Source organism: Halorubellus amylolyticus, assembly GCF_034808145.1.
GTDB lineage: Archaea > Halobacteriota > Halobacteria > Halobacteriales > Natrialbaceae > Halorubellus.
This window is the reverse complement of record NZ_JAXHGM010000002.1, coordinates 630,330-650,723: the sequence shown is the minus strand read 5'-3', so window position 1 is coordinate 650,723 and position 20,394 is coordinate 630,330. Positions and strand designations below refer to the sequence as shown.

Annotated in this window: 15 protein-coding genes and 3 pseudogenes; 12 read left to right on the top strand and 6 right to left on the bottom strand. The window is 57.2% G+C overall.

The genetic code is table 11. From position 1 onward, the window contains the following. The 7 genes and pseudogenes from SM754_RS20520 to SM754_RS08905 form a co-directional block, all read left to right on the top strand. Positions 1–69: pseudogene (locus SM754_RS20520) on the top strand (IS6 family transposase); the annotation flags it as partial. 541 nt (positions 70–610) lie between these two features. After that, positions 611–805 (top strand): hypothetical protein, encoded by a 195-nt coding sequence (locus SM754_RS08930; protein ID WP_323675871.1) that lies wholly within the window; start codon positions 611–613, stop codon positions 803–805. Continuing rightward, positions 802–1,200, top strand: a complete 399-nt coding sequence (locus tag SM754_RS08925; protein WP_323675870.1) for a DUF7344 domain-containing protein — start codon at positions 802–804, stop codon at positions 1,198–1,200. The genes SM754_RS08930 and SM754_RS08925 overlap by 4 nt, the downstream gene beginning before the upstream one ends. Beyond that, positions 1,187–1,981 (top strand): HNH endonuclease, encoded by a 795-nt coding sequence (locus tag SM754_RS08920; RefSeq protein WP_501993770.1) that lies wholly within the window; start codon positions 1,187–1,189, stop codon positions 1,979–1,981. The genes SM754_RS08925 and SM754_RS08920 overlap by 14 nt, the downstream gene beginning before the upstream one ends. 61 nt (positions 1,982–2,042) lie before the next feature. Continuing rightward, the gene (locus tag SM754_RS08915) at positions 2,043–2,858 is read left to right on the top strand and encodes a hypothetical protein (RefSeq protein ID WP_323675868.1); all 816 of its coding nucleotides are present in this window, start codon (positions 2,043–2,045) and stop codon (positions 2,856–2,858) included. After that, positions 2,855–4,096 (top strand): PD-(D/E)XK nuclease family protein, encoded by a 1,242-nt coding sequence (locus SM754_RS08910; RefSeq protein ID WP_323675867.1) that lies wholly within the window; start codon positions 2,855–2,857, stop codon positions 4,094–4,096. Before SM754_RS08915 ends, SM754_RS08910 begins: the two co-directional genes overlap by 4 nt. Further along, entirely contained in the window at positions 4,089–7,601 is a 3,513-nt protein-coding gene (locus SM754_RS08905; protein WP_323675866.1) for a UvrD-helicase domain-containing protein, read from the top strand. Before SM754_RS08910 ends, SM754_RS08905 begins: the two co-directional genes overlap by 8 nt. A gap of 296 nt (positions 7,602–7,897) precedes the next feature. On the opposite strand, the gene SM754_RS08900 is transcribed toward SM754_RS08905, so the two are convergent. Continuing rightward, positions 7,898–8,761, bottom strand: a complete 864-nt coding sequence (locus SM754_RS08900; protein WP_323675865.1) for a hypothetical protein — start codon at positions 8,759–8,761, stop codon at positions 7,898–7,900. Positions 8,762–9,707: 946 nt separating this feature from the next. Here SM754_RS08900 and SM754_RS08895 point away from each other — a divergent pair. Continuing rightward, a complete protein-coding gene (locus SM754_RS08895; protein WP_323675864.1) occupies positions 9,708–9,869 on the top strand; it encodes a hypothetical protein in 162 nt (53 codons plus the stop codon). Between the two features lie 1,255 nt (positions 9,870–11,124). Here the strand turns inward: SM754_RS08895 and SM754_RS08890 are convergent. Together SM754_RS08890 and SM754_RS08885 are read right to left on the bottom strand one after the other, a co-directional pair. Further along, entirely contained in the window at positions 11,125–12,084 is a 960-nt protein-coding gene (locus tag SM754_RS08890) for a site-specific integrase (RefSeq protein WP_323675863.1), read from the bottom strand. A 623-nt stretch (positions 12,085–12,707) separates the two neighbouring features. Next, positions 12,708–13,628, bottom strand: a complete 921-nt coding sequence (locus SM754_RS08885; RefSeq protein WP_323675862.1) for a hypothetical protein — start codon at positions 13,626–13,628, stop codon at positions 12,708–12,710. A gap of 654 nt (positions 13,629–14,282) precedes the next feature. Between SM754_RS08885 and SM754_RS08880 the strand changes: the two genes are divergently transcribed. After that, a complete protein-coding gene (locus tag SM754_RS08880) occupies positions 14,283–15,707 on the top strand; it encodes a sugar transferase (RefSeq protein WP_323675861.1) in 1,425 nt (474 codons plus the stop codon). 36 nt (positions 15,708–15,743) lie between these two features. Here the strand turns inward: SM754_RS08880 and SM754_RS08875 are convergent, their stop codons facing one another. Then, on the bottom strand, positions 15,744–16,163 hold the full coding sequence (locus SM754_RS08875) for a hypothetical protein (RefSeq protein WP_323675860.1): 420 nt from the start codon (positions 16,161–16,163) through the stop codon (positions 15,744–15,746). Positions 16,164–16,982: 819 nt separating this feature from the next. Here SM754_RS08875 and SM754_RS08870 point away from each other — a divergent pair. Together SM754_RS08870 and SM754_RS08865 are read left to right on the top strand one after the other, a co-directional pair. Next, positions 16,983–17,507, top strand: a complete 525-nt coding sequence (locus SM754_RS08870) for a hypothetical protein (protein ID WP_323675859.1) — start codon at positions 16,983–16,985, stop codon at positions 17,505–17,507. An 86-nt stretch (positions 17,508–17,593) separates the two neighbouring features. Continuing rightward, positions 17,594–18,358, top strand: a complete 765-nt coding sequence (locus tag SM754_RS08865; protein ID WP_323675858.1) for a hypothetical protein — start codon at positions 17,594–17,596, stop codon at positions 18,356–18,358. A gap of 507 nt (positions 18,359–18,865) precedes the next feature. Here SM754_RS08865 and SM754_RS08860 read toward each other — a convergent pair. Beyond that, positions 18,866–19,786 carry an NAD-dependent epimerase/dehydratase family protein gene (locus SM754_RS08860; RefSeq protein WP_323675857.1) on the bottom strand — a complete coding sequence of 307 codons (921 nt, stop codon included), beginning with the start codon at positions 19,784–19,786 and terminating at the stop codon, positions 18,866–18,868. Positions 19,787–19,885: 99 nt separating this feature from the next. Here SM754_RS08860 and SM754_RS08855 point away from each other — a divergent pair. After that, positions 19,886–20,011, top strand: a pseudogene (locus tag SM754_RS08855) (IS6 family transposase); the annotation flags it as partial. 199 nt (positions 20,012–20,210) lie between these two features. Here SM754_RS08855 and SM754_RS08850 read toward each other — a convergent pair. Continuing rightward, positions 20,211–20,384: pseudogene (locus tag SM754_RS08850) on the bottom strand (IS6 family transposase); the annotation flags it as partial. Positions 20,385–20,394 lie beyond the last annotated feature (10 nt).

Below are 20,394 nucleotides of genomic sequence, written 5' to 3'. Positions count from 1 at the left end.
CACGCCAAGGCAGAAACGGCTGACGAGTGGCTAAAATCATTCGCCTTCGCATGGAATCAGCTAATCTGAACGCGACCGAGACTGTGGGGGAAAGAGGTACCTGTCGTTCTGGCTTCTTGCCTTTCTTCCTCATCCAGGAATGGAATGCGCTGAGTTCGTGTTCTACGGTCGCTGCTTGCTCTCCTAATTCGTCACGCAGAGCGTCGGTGATTGTCGGATTCGGGTCTTTGTCCGTCATCGGTTCACAGGGGTAAATTATCCACTTATTTAAAAACCCTCGCCCCTGAGTGGCGATCGAGGGTCGACGTCGGATGGGAATCGGCGAATCCGGTGCAGCTAATACTTGCTTAAACTTCGGAGAGGAATACGCGATAGAACAGTAGAGACTAGCGATCAGAACGACTCTGGTTGAATATGCAAATAGTTTTTATGATGAAGAGTCCATTTGGATTTGGCTGAAAACGCCCCCCGGTGTTAGGGCACCGGGGAACAGGTGCTGCCGACTATGACAGCAAACGACAATAGTCGTGTTCGGAGTCATAACTCTATCTCTCTCCAGTTGGAGGGGGATGAGGATAGCTCCCAGCGCGATGCACGAGCGCGACGGATCGTGGAACAGACAAACGAGGGAGGAACGACGACGCGAAAGGACCTCCTGAAGCAGACGGAACTGACCGGGGATGAATTGGATGAATTACTGCGGGTGCTCGCTGCTGCGGGCTACGTGGACCGCATCGGTGAGGCCGTGCAGGAGTCAATCTTGTTGACTCATCGCGGCGAGCGCGTCGCTGGAGGCGATCGATGACGGACGGGACTCCGGGTCACGCGATTCCGATTGCTCCCGACGATGCGTTTTCGGCGGTATCGAATGGTCGACGGCGACAGGTACTGCTTGCGTTGGACCAGACGGACGCTTCGCTCACTGCGTCGAGGTTAGCGACCGAAATTGCGGCCGCTGAGAACGGCATCACGCCGAGTCAAGTGACGAGCGAACAGCGCAGTCGTGTCTACGTCTCGTTGATTCAGTCGCATCTGGAGGTCCTGGACGAGCTTGGCGTTGCAGCGTACGACGCGCGAGCGAAGTCTATTGCGTCGACCGATGCGACGCAACCGATAGCGGAGCACATTCGACGACTCGAAACGGCGTGTTTCGCTCCCGGGAATTCGAGTAATTCAGAGGGTGACGATGGCGCGGAGTGAGAACTCCCGGACGTTTCCGAGCGACGTCCAGACGAGTATATTGAAGCGCGACGGCCATCGATGCCAGATCTGTGGGCGGCTCGGCCCCGAGCGTGGTGGCGGAATCGACCTAGAAGCCCATCACATGGAAGAGAACCCGGATGAAATCGATCGGAATCATCCGAGGAACGGGACGACGCTCTGTATTCCCTGTCACCACCTCGTTTCACATCGGCCGACGGCTGATGACCTGCCTATCGACTTGGAGGCTGTCGCAGCGGAGGTGAATCTCCTGTACAAGGACATCGAGATTCTGATGTATCTGTACGAGAACGGTGCTGCATCGACGAGTGAGATTCGGGCTGCGACGAGTTGCACGGGTCGTTCAGCAGCGATCGAGCGCCTGTGGACGCTCATGTCCGTGGACAGCCACGTGGAGTCGTTGTCTGAGCCGTTGATCGACAAAGACGCTGAGACCGACGAGTGGGGACCACCCGGCGACATCGAGTCGACGGCGCGCGGCCGGATTCCCGGCACGGAGGCAGAGCTGATGGACCGGCTGAAGGGAGAACTGCTGCGAAGACTGCTCGAAAACGGCGTCCCACGCTCGGCCGTCGCGGAGTTCTTCGGCTGCTCGAAGCGTGCGACGTTCTATCGAGCGAAACGCGCGGGCGCGCTGCGGGTTCCGTTCGACGATTCCTCGGCGTCGAACGCGTTGATGAGCGAGGATGAGTTCGATCACGTCGTCGACGTACTGACCGAGTTGCTTGGAGGCGTCGACAGCCTTCAGGAGGAGAGCTGATGAAGAAGAGTCATCCGTTTGGCGGCTGGAACAGCAGTAGTCAGACCTGGAGGTCCGATTGATGCAGACTGAGAGCGCCCCAAAATCGTACATGAAGCAATTGACCCTCCACGTCGGAGATGAGACGCAAATCCTGGAGCGGGCGCGCGAGAGCTCGCATTCGACCGAGATAGTCGTCGCTCCGGTCGAGCTCCACCGGAGAAATCTCCAGCGTCGGCTTCGGGAGGATGATTCACCGAAGGACGCCTTCGAGTTCGAGGATTTCGTCGGCCTGAGTCAAACTGTGGTAGGCAATCGAGAGTTCCCCACAGAGGCTTTCGACCGAATCGACCGCCTCGCAGCGGTGCGCGGCATCCTGGATGATTCTGCCGATTCGGCTGAAGCGCCGGGGTCGTTGCCGGCCGCAGCCAGGCAGCAGGACCCTCAAAACGTGGAGCAGATACGGGCGGACGTCGAGTCGGTCACGAACTTCAGCCCCGAACGCATCGCTGCCTACCGTGAGACGGCTGCGGGGCTCTACGAGCCCATCGATGCGGAGACCGAGGAGTTGCTCGATACAGCCGTGGAGATCGAACGGCGTCTCCGAGCGAACACTTCGAAGTCGGTCTCTGAGATGGAACTGGTTCGACGAGCGACGCGGTTCCTCATCTGGTCGAGCGGGTACGCGTGGACGGACTTGTATCCCGACGTTAACCGCGTCACGGTCGTCGGGCTGAGTAGTATCTCCGCGCCGCAAGCCGATTTTATCCATGCGTTGCTAAAGTCGACGTCGCTCGACGTTCACGTTCATCTCCGTGAGCGGACGGGGGAGTACCTCAGGCGTCGGATTCCGTCGCTCCTGGAAGTCGAAAATCCGGGGAGGGAGATCTTCGAGTGACGTCGCCGAGTCGGCTCGCACTGGCGCGGCCGATCGAACACCCGGAGACGCCAGTCGTCGAGATGATCACATCGACGCGACGAGACGAGTCCCGCAGTGCGATGGCGCTGGTCAAATCCCTGCGCGCACGAGGTGTTCCGATTCGGGATATCGCCGTCGTCGTCCGGGACCTCGACGCGTACGAGGAACCGCTGTGCCGCGCTGCGCTCCAGTACGGAATCGCGTCCGTGTGTTGGACGCAGCTTCGCGTGACGCGGACGCGGCCGTACGCGCTCGTGGAGTCGATCTGTGAAGTGCTCGCCGCGGGCGAGATTGACAGCAACGCGCTCCTCCGGCCGCTGGACCACGGGTGGGCACCGGCCGATGCTGACACGGACGGTTGGCCGGTAGAGCCGAAGACCGTCCAACGAGCGAAATCTACTCTGTCCGAAGAGCCTCGCGCGCTCGAAGAGTGGGTGAAGACCGTCGAGAGGGGCGACGACATCGATGCTCGTATCTTGCGATTCGTACAGTGGCTCGATGCAGTACCAGGGGCACACCCGGAGACGGTCGGGTCCGTGCTCGACGACGTCGTCGAGGCGTACGCGACGCACGCGTTGCCTGAGACCAAGGCGAACGATTCGCCGGCGCTGCTGGAGACGGAAATCGACGCACGCGCAGTCGTTCGAGTTCGAACCCTCGTCCGACAGCTACCACCCAAATACAGCGACCGGCTCGACGATAGACGTGTCGAACGGTCGTGGGGCGACGTTTCGGAGCTAGCGAACACGATCGTCACCCAGCGTCCGGGTCGCCGAGAACACGGTAACGCCCGCGCGTTGGACATCTTGGAGGCGAACGACGTGTGGGCACTGGACATCCCGTACGTCATCGCGGTCGGTCTCACTGCGAGCGAGTGGCCGCAGGCGACGGAATCGCCATTGGAACCGGAGTTCCAAGAGGCAATCTTGCATGGGGAGGGAGAGTCAGCGAAGTTGGCACCGCGGACGTCGTGGTCCGATGGGCGTGACCGCGACCACCTGTCGGACACGCTCGGTGCGGCGGCACGTGGCGTCGTGGTGACTCGCCATACGGAGACGGCCAGCGGCGACATCGTCCACCCGTCTCCGTTTCTGAAGTTCCTCGACATCGACACGGTCTCGGACGTCGAGATGCAACGACTGCAGAGCGCCGACCGGGAGTTACCGACGCCGGTTCGAGCAATGTTACCAGAATCAGCGAGCGCGATCGATGACTAACAGCCACGACGAGGCGGAGGAGACGCCCATCCGTTTGCGGGGTGCACAGGCAGACATCCGAGATGCGTACTTCGACCACGACAGCGGGCTATTCAGCCTATCGTGTGTACCCGGAGCTGGCAAGTCGACGGTCACGGTCCGTCTTGCGGCCGAGGAGATACTTCGACGGTACGCGGATGGTGATTCGACACCGGAGCAACGCGTCGCGGTCATCTCGTTCAATCGTGACGAAGCGGCGGACCTGATTCCGGAGATCTGCGAGCAACTGCGGATAATCGTCGAACACGATCTCACGCCCGCTGCCGAAGGCGTGTCTACGGCGGAGGCGGAATTTCTAATTCAGCGAATTCAGCGAGCGCCGTACGTCGGTACCGTCGATAGTTTCCTTCGCGGGATTCTACGGGAGTTCGTCTCCGACGTCGGGTTCGACGAGATGCCATCGGTCGGGAGCGACGCGCTGCTGCAACGCGTGCATCGAGACTGTTACGAACGGGTTCGCGTGGACTCGGGATGCGCTGCAGAGCTCGAAGCGCTTGAGTCCGCGTATCCCGGGGGCGAGTACGTCGACGACGTCGCGGAGATGCTCCAGAGCGCGTTGACGTACTGTCGGGACCGACGGCTTTCGACCAGCGAGTTCAAGCAGGAGCTCGAACGCACGCGAGACTCCGTATACGACGGACGGCCCGAGTCGTTCGACGACGTCGTCACGGCTGTCGAACGGACGGTCGGCGACGAGGCTATCGGCGACCGCGTGCGAGACGGCGTCGCCGATACCGACCGGGACTGTCTCGTCGCCGCCGACCGGGAACTCTACGACGACTGGTCCGCGCACCTCGAAGACTTTTCTACGGTGCTGTCCGCGTATCGGGAGGCGTACCGAGAGTTAACCCGCGAGCACGGAGCGGTCTCTCACACGGACGTCGCCTATCTCGTCACGTCGTACCTCGATGGGGGCCTAGACGGTTCGGAGCACGTGGACGGTGTCGATGAGGAGCGACGTCGGCGCGTACTCCGGACGTACCGCGGTCGGATTCGGAGCTTACTGATCGACGAGGCGCAAGACATCGCCGAGATACAGCACGCGGCCCTCTCACAGATCGTCCAACCGGACATGCGCGTGTTCGCGTCCGGCGACGTGCTCCAGTCGGTCTATCTGTGGCGGCACGCCAGTCCGACGCTGTTCCAGTCGGCGACTACGAGAGGCGAGTACTTCGGTATCGAGTGGGACACCCATCGGAACGAGATGGCGAGGACGACGTACCGGTGTCTGCCGGACGTCGCCGAAGCGATCAACGCTATCGCCGAGCCGATGTTCGCTGACGATGCACGCGGGAACATCGGCGATCTCGAAACGGACTTCCCGGCGCTCGAAGCGAATCGAGAGGCGACTGACGAGACGTCGATCCACGTCGCGTCCTTCGCAAGCAATCACCGGCCGGGCTCTTCCGATTGGGTGAACCCCGAGGACGGCGGTGGAGAAGCGAACGTGTTGGCGACGCATCTCGCACGAGGCCTCGCTGACGGGACGTTCACGGATGCTAGCGGTGACCCACTCGGCATCACCGTCCTGTTCCGTCGCCGGACGCGGATGGACGACTACGAGTCCGCGTTCGAAGACGAGGGACTTCGCGTCCGCAATGCGAGCGAGGCACTCTTCGGGTGTCCCGCAGTCCAGGCCGTCCTCGCTGTGTGTGACTGGCTCGTGGACCCCGGTTCACCCGATCGAATCCGACAGCTCGTCACAGATACCGAAATCGGGTTCGCTCCACTCGAACGCGTATTCGAGGAACGGCAATGGGATATCGATGCCGTCCTCGGTAGTGCTGGCCAAGAGCTTTCGGCGACACAACGCCGGACGCTCACCGGACTCCGAGACCTCCGGAATCGGTACGAGGTCGTCGAGAGGCAGCCAGCGGCAATCTATCTGGAGGACGTCATCGAGCGACTCGCGCTCCGCTCGGACACGCACGGGTTCCTCGAAGTGACGGACCCACAACAGCGGGTCGCCAATCTCGATGCGCTCGTCGAGACCGTCGCCGAGTGGGAGGGCGACGAAAGATACACTCCGAGAGAACTCGTGGATCTCCTCGCACCGTACCGAGACCAGCCACGGGATGGCCCTGTACAGCCGAGTACGGCAGGAACGGACTACGACGTCGATTTCCGGACGGTTCATAACGCGAAAGGCGACGAGGACGACGTCGTCGTCATCGCCGACCCCGGATTCGATATCTGGTCGCAGGGGCCAGTGAACCAGCGATTCCCACTCCAGGGGCCCATCGCCGGCCTCGCGCCACCCCTCGATACCGAAATTCCGAGCGACATCGACATCCCTCCGTTCGTCTGTGACCTCTACGATACCGACGGCGGGAGGACACGCGACGTCGGCCTGCGGTGGGCGACTGCCCGATGGAGCGATACGGTCTCCGATACCGCCCGCGGTGACGACCTCGTCGGTCCAGACAGACTCCAGCGACTTGCCGCGAACGAGCGCGCCGAAGCGTGGCGGCTGCTCTACGTCTCGCTCACGCGAGCACGCGACCACCTCGTCCTCCCGCTCCCACAGTCACTCTCCAACGACCGGACCCGAGACCGGTGGGTCGAGACGCTCCGAGACGGACTCGACTTCACCGGCGGGACCAACTCCTACACCCTCCCGACAGAGGCAGGCGAACTCGGTGTCGGAGTCAATGACGTCAGCATGCTCGCCTCCCGAGCAAATCCTTCGAAAGCGACTGCGGACCCCGACACCGCCGTTACGCGACCGCGCCGTGACGACCTCGACCCGTGGATTCCCCGCTTCGTTCGCCCGAGCACGATGCACCCCCTTATCGAGGACCCCGACAGTTACGTGCTTTCGCACCTACTCGGAGAACCATTGCACAGCGACGCTAACGAAGTCCCTGAAGAACTCCCGCTGCCGTTCGACCAACTTGGCCCCCACGACGTCGGCACCTGTCTCCACGGCGTCCTCACGGCGCTCGTCGAGCGCAACGTATCCGAGGCCGAACTCCAGTCGAAGAGCGGCGTGGTCCGGGACGTATTCGACGACGTCCTTCAGGACACGACGACACGAGTTGGTGTCAACGAGCGCGACACGCTGTGGACGTTCTTCGAGAGCGTGCTCGACGACTTCCTCGACTCACCGCTGTGGGACCGAATCCAGCGAGCTGAGTCCGTCAGCGTAGAGCAACCCATCGACGGCGTCGTCAGAGTCGACGGCGTCGAAGTCGAAATTCACGGCGAAGCCGACTTCGTCATCACTCTACCAAACGGTGAGCGCCACGTCACTGACGCGAAAATCGCGCTCACGGAGCAGACGACAACGACGAAACAACGGTACGAGATGCAGATTTGTGCGTACGCATACCTCTACACGGAACAAAACGAATCAGGTGAATCTGTCCACCCAACCATCGAGACGTTCGGCGTCGACCCCGGGACAGTCAACGCCTCCTGGCCACCCCAAGTAATCGAACGTCGAATCGAGAAGATGATAGAGTAACCTGGCGGATAAGAGAACTCGCTGCTGCCGATTCGCTCGGTTAGCGTCGATGACCTCGGTGTGATAACCCACGCCTGTTGGACGTTGGGGAGTATCGGAACTTGGTTGAGGAACCTGGATTTTCTCGACACGACCGTGGGAGGGGTAGAGACAGCCAGCGGAAGGCTTGGCTCTCTGTTGGGTGAATTCAGTGAATTCGTTGCGTCATTCGATGAATTCGTCGAAGCCGAATGCGACATCCAAATTCACCGAGTGTGTTTGATTTGCAGTTATGTCGGTCCGATCGCCGAATCTGGTTATTCGGGCTCTCCTCTCGATTCATCGGGTGCGTCTCGGACTTCCTCTCGCGCAGTTTCGACACCCTCTGCCACGCTGACTGCGGGTATGTCAGAGAGGTCGTCTCGGGCGAAGAGCGTGATTCTCGAATCGAGGTCGAAGGTCCCTTTCGGGTGTTCACTGAACGAGAATCGATATCGAACACCCTCGAAGACGATGTATTCGGTTTCCCGAACCACTTCGGGTAACTCATATTCCCAATTATTTCGGATACCCATCTCATCATCGACGCTCGTCAGACCCGCCATTGAGAGCCATGATCCCTGAAGAGTGCTCCTCTCAAGAGTAATCTGCTGTACGTGCTCTCTCCCCTGCGATTCGAGGTACTTCTGGAGGAACTCAGAGAGTGAGTAACAATTCGCGGTTTCATCCAGTAGTCGGTTCAGGACCGCGTCGATCGTGGTTTCCTCCGGTTCGGCACGGTCCCAAATGCGCTGGAGTGTAGGAGCACCCAACCACGCAATCGACGGAACCGCGAGGTGTTCCTCTCGATCCCAGAATGTCGTAGCGCCCACGAATTCCTCAGCCTCCCTGTACTTCTCTTCCGCACGGGCATAGTGCTCTCGTAGAGCAGATTGTGTCGGCGGATTTTCGGGATCGACGTCATCACCTGCCGGGCCACCATTTCCGAATGGACTATCGGGTGCTGACATGGCGAGGGCGATCGCGTCCATTGTCAGTACCGAATACGTTTGTCCCTTCGAGTGAGCGAAGGCCCATACCTCCGCTTCGCGTCGCGTGAGCGACGTTTCTGTGGCGTGCGTTTCTACCACTTCTTGCAGTTCATCGTAGAGGGCGTTACAGATTCCTTCCACGTCCTCCATTGAGATATCTTCCGGGAGACTCCCATCAGCACTCCACTGTTCAGCGATGTCGTTCAACCTGGTTCGTTCGTCGTCTATCTGACGTTGGTCTCTCATAGTTCGTCTTTCAAACCGTCACTGGCAGTCCGGATGACAGGGCCCCCTCAGCGAGTTCTGAAGACCGAATTGCAAACGAATCGAGATCGTCGGCCTGATGCCGACGAGCCCTTCAATCAGTTCGCCTGTCATGATTTTCCAGCAACCTTTGTATGAGCCAGTCTCTCATAAAGGTCAGCCGTGAGGATTCGTGAGTTGAGTAAACTTACAAAGAGCATGCCCGAGTAATATTCCAATCTCTCAAAGAGGTCGTTCGAACAGTGCTCTTACTCACCAACAACGTGCTTCCCATGAGCGATTCAGCGAGTAATTCGAGGAATTCGTCGAGGGCGGTGATCAGTAACTCCACAGCATGGGCGAGTACCTCCTGTTACTCGGGGTGCCTGCGTCGGCGTAGGATTCGATTCTGAGTTTGCAGTTCGGAGGAACTCATAGACACTCCCGGAGTGAAACCGATTGACCACCCGTGCCGAAAACTACGGGAGCGAGAATCTCACTCGGTCTTTCCTATCGATTCGTCGGGCACGTCTCGTACTTCTTCGCGTGCAATTTCGACGCCCTCAGCGACGCTGACAGGGTCGAGCTCAAGGTGTGATCAGCTCTTCCGAAGATCGTGATTCACTCAAGAGTAATCTGCAGTCCGTTCTCTCTCCCCCGCGAGTTTAGGTACCAGACGCTCGTTTTGAAGGAGACAGATTCTCCACTGCTCTTTTCTAGAACGGTCGATATTGAACCTCCACCTTACAGGGATTTTGTGTTGCTATATTCGAGATTGATTCTGTAATATAGCGAAAGGTGAGGATTAACCACGGGGTAGGACTTATACCCGAGCCGATTACGATGTAGAATAATGGCAGACAAAGACGACCCGACACCGACTGTAAGTCACACTGATGTCCAGAAAAATAGCGCTGACTCGGAACCGAAGGAAGTGGATATCACCCACACACACGATTCGAGCCCGGACGAAGATGGGACGGTCGAGAGCAGCGGTCAGGACAGCGACGTCTAACATCCAGTCGAAGACGTCAACGAACCATAAAACAGCGGGCATCTTTGGGCTGATTTCGGCGAGGCAGACGTCAACCTTGGCCGCAACGCCGTCGTAACAGATGTCGCTGAAGGCATTGGAATGCCCTTCGATGCGGCGATGCGGGAGCACTTCGAGACAGCTCCCGTCGCAGAAGGAATCCGGCCCCGAAGATTGGAGTGCCTTGTCGGATGCTACCGGAGTTGCATCGCGTCCTACCGGACCGGCACGAAGATGTGTGGAGACTCTAAAACGACAGCAAAGTCGGTGAGAAGGTGATGGACTTGCACCATGACTTCGTTTTCGCGCTCGTATTCCGGATGGGTCAAGATTCCGTCTTCGGAGGGAACGGCCCATCGAATGAACCGAACGCGGACTCCACGATCTGTCTTGTATTTTCTATGTGCTCCAGTTTGTGTATTTTGACAATCTCTTCGGTCTCGTCGGTTGCGTCTATCGGGTTATCACAGGCGTATTCGAGGACGTCGCGGACTGCATCGTCAAACTCCCCTGGAGGGCTCCTAGACGTTATTCAGGGCATCTCCGAGCGCATCTTGATCGATATCCGCGCGGGCGGTCCACGTTATACTTCCGACTGTTTCGACGGTGGGGTGAGCATCAACCAGGTAACTGTCTTCATCAGGGAGAGTAGTGAGGACGAACTCGCCTGACTCGGTGATGTGGTAGATGCGATCGTTCGATGTGTCCCCGATCGTCTTATGGTAACACTTCCTCCAGTTATCCGGAATGCTCCAGAGGTAATCGCCAACCTCAACGGAGGTCCGGGTCGCGGGGAAGCGGCGCGTCCAGTCGCCGTCTCGGTCACTGCCTCTTGCTTCGATTAGCTTCTTGTTCGCCTCGGTCTCTCGCTTGACGGTGAGCGTTCCGTCTGCATAGTCGTATCGAGCTGTTCCATCGCGTCCAGGGGGGTAGTTCTCGTGTCATTGGTTTCGCGTGCCGCTGGCTATTTGCGCTGCTGACACGCGACGTCCGACGACGCGCTGGCCTCGCGTCGGGAAATAACTATGATACCGGGGATTGGGGTATCGCTTTGTTCTGCCAGAGAGGTCTATGCATCGTGGGATTGTAGATGCGGGGAGTTCTCGGGCGTCGCTTAATCCAAAGGATGTCCGAATAGATATAAACGTGCGTCAGACAGCTGCTCTTCGACTCGATGAGTGATTCAAGAGTTCAATGGTATTTCGGAATCTATTTATCCTGAAGTTAGTATGAAACTTCAGAATAGCGGGGCGAGGGTAACCGTCCACGATCCTGCGACGACTGTCGAGACATACGCGGCTTTCGCTACCATTATGAGATCTATTATCCCGCTCTCATCATCAGGGAAGTCTGTGCTGAAGGAAGCTTGGCGCGTCGCTTCATCCGTACTCACGGTGTCTTCTGAACTACCTGCGTCTCGGTCGTCAAGCAGGACCCGAACGCCATCAACTTCTTCACCTAACTCCAAGAGACGGTCTTGGAGTGTCTCGTTGACGTCATCAGAGTCAACCTGATATCCGAGGAATTCAATAGTGTCGAAGTTTGCGTCGACTTGGTCTGCTGGACCCGAGTTCGTCATTGTCAGCGGATTCTGACCTAAAACTCCTGCTTCAGCGAGTCGGTTCTTCAGTAGGTCTCGCGGTAGCAGGAGATACTCAACCATATGTTCGACTTTCTTCCATCCCCCCATCTGACGTACAGCATGTTTGTCGACACCAAGGCGATACAAGTAGTGACTGGCGTAATACCGACGGAAATCGTGAGACGAGATCTTTAAATAATTCTCGGTTCCGGTCGCTATGGCCGCATTCTCCCGTGCGTCTTCGATGTCACGCTGAAGTGTTCGCTTCACAACGTTGAAAACCGCCGTATCACCCGGTAATTTGTCTAAGTCGCTCCCCAAGTGTGATTCTACTTCTTCAATAACGGAACGTGGAACCCGTACTTCTCGTGGTTTCGTTTCACGGTCTCGGTCAGTCGCATCTTTAGCTTCGATGTGAACCCACCAGAATCCTTCATCATCTTGGTAGAATTGGCCCACGAGGAGGTTCGCTGCTGTTTTGACACGGAGTGAAATGGCCATCAAAAACATAACCGTCCGCGCCCGCTGCCCCTCGGCGCTCTGCAACATTTGTTCGAATTCATCTACTCTGAGGAATACACGCCACTTGCCGTCATCAAGAGGTTGGAACTGCATAATTACTGTTTCTACGCTAAATGTATAACAGTAAGCCCTCAACCAGAACTATTGTCTAAGTGTTAATCTAGTATATTGTAACAACGACGGATATCGAAAGTAAAGTCCGCCGGTTTCCGGGTCCGCATTACTGGATCAATCCAACATCAGGGGACCATAAATCATGCCAGCTCAAAGATTGACTAGTCCTGCATAAAACGGAATCAGGGCACTCTCCACATCCATTGAAACGAACGGTTTTAAAAGACGTATTGAGGAATTCCCCGTCCCCGCTCACGCTATTAAACATGCAAAAATTAACAGTATAATTAAATTTTATGTCACACAAAGGGGTGTCAGTGACATTCCGCCGCAGTAAGGCGATTGACCCGGATCTCGTGTCATACCCTCGGGGAGGGTGTGAAAACGCAGGACCTCAGAGGGCCACCCAACGAATATTCGATTGAATAGAGAGGGACATCGTCAGTTTAATCTTTAAACTATCGGATATACAGTATTAGAGTGTCATAAAAGGCACTCCAGTGACTATCAGTGTGTAAAATTGCGTCAAGATCGCTTCTGTGAGCTATAACGGCACTGAGATTTCGACCGTGTAGCTGTAAGAGCCGCAAGTTCAGAAGCGATTACAGGGCGACAGCCAAAGCTTGCAGAGTCGCAATCGGTTCCTGACCCGATTCGCTGAAATCCTTACTCTCGGAACCCTCGCAATCGTAGAGTGCAGACGCGGCGAAGAGTCCGACGAACTGTGAGATCTCTATCTGCCGTTGTTTGCGATGGAACGTGAGGGGCTGCAGTGTTTCGTCGAGGAGGAGTCGAACCCAATTCTTGAGGGCTTCCTTCTTCGCGGGGCGCAGGACCAACTTCTCGTACAGTAGCGGACGAACAGCGTCGAATCCGTATGCTGTACTCATCGCATCCGGAGGCGTGATTCCGTTCCGGAACACTGCATAGACTGCTCGAACGACAGCTGCTTTGAAAGCATCCCGACCTCCCTCCAGTTCAGCCAACTCTCCAGGGAGACGTTCGTTCGCTCCGGTACGAAGCGTCTCGGAACTCACGAACTCTGACGGCCTACCGTATCCGAGCTCGGCGAGCACCGGTTCGGCGTGTTCGAGGTACTTGAAGAAGTCCTTGGGTGTAGAAGGGTTTCGCGCTTCTTTGAGAAAGACCGTCTTGAATCGTCGTTCGGGGACGTCGAGCACTGATGGGTCGATACCTTCGAGATCGAGAGCCCTTTCGGCGACCTCAAGGAGAGCGATGTCGTACAGCGTCGACCCGTCATTCTCGAATGGATAGTTTGACTCCCACTGATTCCGGTTGTCTTCGTGTAGTTGCGCGGCTAGATGCGTTTCCCTCCGTAGCGTCTGAATGTCAGGTGCAGGGTGACTGAGATTGAGTTCCTCGGTGAACCGATTAGCTACCGGCCCGTACTCTGCTTTCTCCGGATGATCCTGATACCTGTATTTCGTCGTGTAATTTCCGCTGCCCTGTGCTGAGCTTGGTCTGAAGGAATCTGAATGCCGTATCGGATAGCCATCGGGCATGTGTAATGTGTTACACTATGCCGAGGTTACGGATAAGGGATTGCCCTCAGACAACCCACTTGCAAGGCTCCCACACCAGATAATGGGATTGTCAATGAGAGGCACTCAGGAAGGGAATCTTAGAATTCGGATTGGACGAGAAGCGGATTCCACCCACAATAACGCCCCCGGCATAGGTAGTACCTGAGCTGACCTGGTACGAGAAATCTTCGGACTAAGGCGAAAGCAACCCACAAAACGGTTCTTGCATGTTCAATTGCTGTTCTCAAAATATCCTAAAACACCCTTACAGACTCATTCTGGAGTCCGAAGTGGATTTGATCTGGTGCAACAATTGAACTTATCCATTTTTGAAACCGTTCTGTCTTAACCCAGGGTTCCAAGATGCTTGGGCGGTCAGTCAAGTGTCTATGTTGACAGCCACAGGGTACGATATGGTCGTGCTGTCAGTGGGTGCGTTGCTATCCCGCCCGTTGTTCACGGCATCGAGTCGCATCTCAGTTGTCGTTTTCGTGATTCGTGGTCTTGATTCGAGAACTGTTATGCCTCAGGCAGCTGTATCCTGTCAATGACAGCAAGAATAGCAGGTTAATACAATCACTCTCTGTGTCATGTTCGGAGCATTTAACTCGTACCGGTCCCCATTAGGTGAATATGAATGGGGGTTGGCGCTACCGGGTGGGCAGCGCCGTCGGCGTTGCGGTTCTGACAGCACTCGCTGTCTCCATAGTCAACAGTCCGACGGGGCAGGAAATCATCGGGACTCTCCCGATCCTCAATCGACTGTCGCCGGACGCGCCTGGCGGCCTCGAAGGTGTTTACGAGGTCGTCACGACAGTTGCTGTCGTCACGGGCGTCTTCCTCCCGTTGTACAAGCCCCGCCCCCGACGTATACTCGACACCGTCGGCCTCGCACAGAAGCGGCTCCTCGTTGCCATATTTGCGCTCGCTACGGTCGGGTACTTCGACTACACGTACAAACTCCCCCGGCAGACCCTGCTTGCGGTAACGCCGATACTGCTCGTCGCCCTCCCCCTGTGGTTCGTCTGGATTCGACGTCGACCCGAGAGTACGCCCGAGCGCACCATCATCGTCGGCGACGACCCACAGGAGGTCCAGAAACTCGCCGCGGAAATCGAAACACCGCTCATCGGGTACCTCTGCCCGACGCCCCCGGTAGAGGACAGTCCGACATCTAAGCCCTCGAAAGCCATAGCGGACGGCGGTATCCAACGAAGCGTACTCAAGCATCTCGGTGGCCTCTCTCGCATCGAGGACGTCCTAGTCGAACACCACGTCGATACCGTCATCCTCGCGTTTAGACACACCGACCGCGCCGACTTCTTCGGCGCCCTCGACGCCTGCTACGAACACGGCGTCGCCGCTAAAGTCCACCGCGACCACGCTGACTCGGTGCTGACGGCGGAGGGCGACGTGGGAGACCTCGTCGACATCGACATCGAACCCTACGACGTCCAGGACTACGTCCTGAAGCGGGCCTTCGACGTCGCGTTCTCCACGGTCGGACTGCTCGCCCTCAGTCCCGTCATTGCTGCGGTTGCAGTCGGCATCAAGCTCGACGACGGCGGGTCGATACTCTACAAGCAGAAGCGGACAGCGGTGTTCGGGGACACCTTCGACGTGTACAAGTTCCGGTCGATGGTCGAGAACGCCGAAGCTGAGACCGGCGCGAAGATCAGCGAAGAAGACGCCGGCGGCGTCGACGACCGCGTGACCAGGATGGGTCGAATCCTCCGGCAGACGCACCTCGACGAGATCCCACAGCTCTGGTCCGTCCTCAAGGGCGACATGAGCGTCGTCGGCCCCCGTCCCGAACGGCCCTCCATCGACGCCGACATCCAGACTGGCGTCACCGACTGGCGGAAACGCTGGTTCGTCAAACCCGGACTGACGGGTCTCGCACAGGTCAACGACGTCACCGGCGCCAATCCAGACGAAAAACTCCGCTACGACCTCCAGTACGTCAAATCCCAATCATTCACCTACGACATCAAGCTCGTGATTCGACAGATTTGGATGGTCGGAGCAGACACATACAACACCTTTCACGACGACTAACGTCCATCAGCTCAAAGCGAGGAACTGACCCTCTATCTAGTCCGAGAATGAGTTCTGCGCGAGGCCGGCTCGCTCCTCTTGCGGATCCTCGATATCGACGTCGATATCACGTACAATCACGATTCGAGGAGGGACGGGTATGGAGCAGTCGAAAGCCGTGGCCAGGACATCGAGATTGAGTATCCTGTCGACGACGTCACCGAACTGCAACACAGAGCCCACCTCACAGCTCAGTTTGCCGCGGCAAACGTCAGCTCCAGCGACGACGCCGTCGTAACGGAGGTAACCGAAGACATTGCAGCGAACTTCGATGCTGCGATTCAGAAGTATATCGAGCGGCCGCTCGACGCAGAAGGACTCTCCCCCACGGAGCTTTCCGTGCCAGCACGGCACGTCCGGGCAATCATCCTGCACGACGCGTGGATGCTGAACTCGTGGCCAGCACTCGTCCACCATCTAGCGAACACAACCGGGGTCGCTACTGCATTGGGGTACGAGTCAGCCCCGACCAGTCCACGTTCTGGCGCGCGAACCACCGTCTCGAAGAGGCGGGTGTGCGGGATGCTGTCAGGAACGCGGCTATCCGTGCGGTTCATACTGCCTTCCGGCATGGAACTCCGACACCTGACTCAGTCGTTCGAGATCATGGGATCTACGCCTCACCGTCGATCGACGAGCGAGAGATTTCCGGCGCGACACGACGGGCTGCTATCCGAAACTGGATTCGGTTCCTTCTCGACGACGTGTTAGAGCCGGTGTCGTTCGACCGTGCAAGCAATCGGTCACACTCTGTAACGACAATCTTCGCCGCCATTGCGCAGGCCGCTCTGAGCAACGGGCTGAGCTCTGCGAGACCTATTGCAACGTGGCACTATGACGCGGATGCAGTTCCGACGGCCAGCCAAGTCAGTCGGCTCATCAGGTCCTTAGATCACAACAAGGTGCGGCCGATGTTCGCTGCCGTCATCCGTCGGTTCGTCGAGTTCGCAGCCGAGTTCGGGTTCTTCCAAGACGAGTACGACTTCGCCCTCGACACGACGTGGCTCGAATGGGATGGCGACGGGGAACTTGTGCTCAACAATCCCAAAACGAATGAGACCGGGCAGGGCTTGGAGTTCGCGGCACTCTGCGTGACGAACATCGAGGCATGGTTCGCATCCGGTATCGACCTCGTCACCGACAACAGCGATACGACTGGACACTTCCACTACTTGCTACGAGAAGCCGCGAAGCAAGGCGAAATCGGGCGTGTCCACATCGATCGAGAGTTCTACGATGGAGACGCCGTCAGAATGTGTCGAGCGAGCGCTGACCGCGAGTGGGCCATCCGAGGGAAGCGCAAGGGCGGTCAAAGAACTTCTAGACGAGACACCCGAGGGAGAGACTGGCTTCCGCGAGAACATCGACTTCTCCGACGGTACACCAGGCCCCAACCTCTACGTCCACCCGATTCCGGTTTGGCTCAGGAGCGAGAACTCTGCCACCCATATGGCATACCTCACCGACCTATCGCCAGCAGATACCGATCTTTCGAGCGTCTACGACCGGTATCACAAGCGATGGACTATCGAGACGTTCTTCAGACAGTTGAAATACGACTTCGGTGCACCGACGAGCACTTCCGACCCGACACTCCAGTGGTTCCTCCTCAATGCCGGGATGCTCTACGACAACTTCCACACACTGATCACCAGAGCGCCGTCGCCGACGTACTGCCTGCGCTTGAACGTCACGTACTACGAAGTCTTGCTCGGAATCGTCGACGTCGTCTTCTCGCGTAAATCCTCGACCGAACCGTAACATGATTGACCACGAATCCACCGTTGACCCACGCAGCGGGCGCTCCGCGAGTACCATGGTCAACTCCTCCCGTGGGGCGTAGCTTGATGTTGGACGCCACGCTACCGGCGCATGTACTCGACGCGGTCACTGCCGTAACCTCCCTGTTTCATACAGATGCACGCCTGTCCATCGACCAATCCAGCCTGGAGATGCGAATTGTCTCACAGGCACGCCACGCGTGGGGCGATATCTCGCTATCGTCAGCAGCCTTCGAGTCATACGATGCAGCACCCATGCAGACCAGCCTCGATACCGATGTCCTCAGCGACATCCCGCTCGTGATCAAGCGACCAGCCGACGTGACCATTAGCGTCGATATCGAAGAGCAGACATTCACCCTGAAAACGGACTCAATCACTTACAACGCCGCGCTTCTGGATTCGAGACACGTTCCTGCTCCATTGAACCGGACCGACGTCGACCAACCTGCAGAGGTCGTCGTCTCCGGCCAGACGATGAACCTCCCTGTGGAACTTGCGAACCTGTGTGGTGCAGAGCTGACCGTGAGTATGGACGACAACAATCAAGCCATCACCGGACTTACTGACGACTTCGACGACAAATTATACTTCGAGCTCGGCCCCGACGAAGCGCGAATCGTCCACTCCGCCGACGTCGAATCGACGTACCCCCTCGATTTCCTCATCAGCTTCCAACGAACCTTCCCCGATGATGCAGTAGTTCACGTAACCGTTGCTGAAGATGGGCCGATGACGCTTCAGCACCCAATCGCCGACGGAAATGGAAAATCCTCTTCACACTTCTGCCTCGTCCGCGATTCGGGAATCGCAACTCGACATTCTAACTAATGCTGCAGAGCATCTCGAAGTATTGACGCAGTAATACCGTGTCGGCCTCCTGAGTGAGTCTGCGGACCATTTCGACGACGAAGTTTGTTCGTCTGTCCACGCTGCTGGGTGTGTTGAGCAGTTCAACGAGCGGTGCGCTCTAAAGCAGTTCGGTCACTTGGAGCATAGACATTCATCAAGTTCCGACTGTAGGGCTTGCCCTCGGTGCAAAGATATGTGCACCCGTTAGAATATCAGTGGAAACAATTCTCTGAACATGATAACCTTCTAAATTTTCCGTGACTGACCTTTTCAGATGTGATGGAGAGACAACAAAAGACACCAGCGTTCCGTTTCGGAACAGGGTACTCACCACTGCATACATCTGAACCGTTCCCTACTGTAGACACTACTATCTCTCTGGTTTAGATATCCCCACAGAATCGCTAACATGGATTACAAATATTCCGCAAATTCCACGAGATTGGTCCGGCTGAGATTTGTAGTGTGAACGTGTTTGAAGGAAGCTCAGGGGCGACCTTGTCCGAGATAGTCTCTGAGCCCCTCGAAAACGGTGTACTCTGGCTGGAATCCGAGAACCTCTCGTGCTTTGTCTATCGATGCCTCACTACGGTCGATGTCTCCCTCGCGGGAGTCGACGTGTACGATGTCGGACTCAGAGTCAGTCACGTTCTTGATGGTATCTGCGAGTTCGCGGATCGTGATGCTATCCCCCGTTCCAATGTTGAACGCTTTGCCGACTGCGTCGTCGCTGGTTGCGGCGAGGAGGTTTGCCTGAACGATGTCGTCGACATGAACGAAGTCCCGAGTCTGTTCACCGTCACCCTCGACAGTGATGTCGTCATTAGCCAAAGCTTGGTCACGGAAGATGCTGATGACGCCGCTGTAGTCGCCGCCCTGCTGGCGCGGACCATAAGCGTTGAAGTATCGCAGTGCGACCGTCTCAACCTCGTAGAGATCGTGATAGAGCCTGCAGTAGTGGTCGGCGGTGAGCTTTTCGAGGCCGTAGGGAGATGTAGGTTCTTTCGGGTGCTCTTCATCGATTGGGAGGTAGATCGGATGGCCGTAGAGTGCGGCGCTGGAGGCGAGAATCACGCGTGTGTCCGTGTCTCGGGCAGATTCCAGAATCGTCAGCATCGGATCAACGTTCACTTCCTGGCTACTCTTGGGATTGGAGACCGACTGCTGGACGCTAACCTGCGCAGCTTCGTGGAACACGACATCTGCCTCGGCGACGGCGTCGGCGAGTGGCTTCCTTTTGCGGACATCGGCTTGAATGACAGAAGCCTCCTCAGGGACGTGATCAGCGTCACCGTTAGAGAAGTCGTCATAAACCGTGACTTCACAGTTCTCAACGAGTCGGTCAGTAAGGTGACTGCCAATGAAGCCTGCACCGCCAGTGACGAGGGCATGATGGAACCAAGTCATATACCTATCGACATATTTACGCCAGGGCTCAAGAAACTAACCCTTATGGGAGACTGAATGGTTAAATCAGTTATAGGAACGGGCAAGTCGTTGAGTTAGTTGGTCAAGGGCCTCGCAGACCTTCTCAGCGAGTGCTACGACGCAGATTTAGAAGAAGCTAATGAGCGTGAGCGGACGGCGAGGCCCGGCAGAGCGTTCGCCGTCCGGCGCCTCGAGACAGGTTGCATCTACGACATATTATAGATCGATTAGCAACCGATTGGTTGCGTCTCTCAACGGCGGTGGATCGAAGCCACAACTCAGTCAGAGGACCATATAGCGAAGGTCTTTGCCAAACTGGACCCGGAGCGAATGCGTTGAATTCTCTGAGAGACTCGAAAGAAAGGGAAGTAAATAACGGTAACGTGTCCGTCTTAACGGCGTGGATCACGGTCTCGTCGATGGCGACGTGGTCCGGATTCACCCCATCAAGGGGCTGTAGGTTAGCTTTCTACACCAAATAATGGACGGTCGAACGTACCCGTTCGACACCAAAGGTACCGAGAATCAAGGCTTTAGAAGAAAGCTATAAGCCAGCGAGATGGAGACGGTTAGCGAGCTGCATTGCA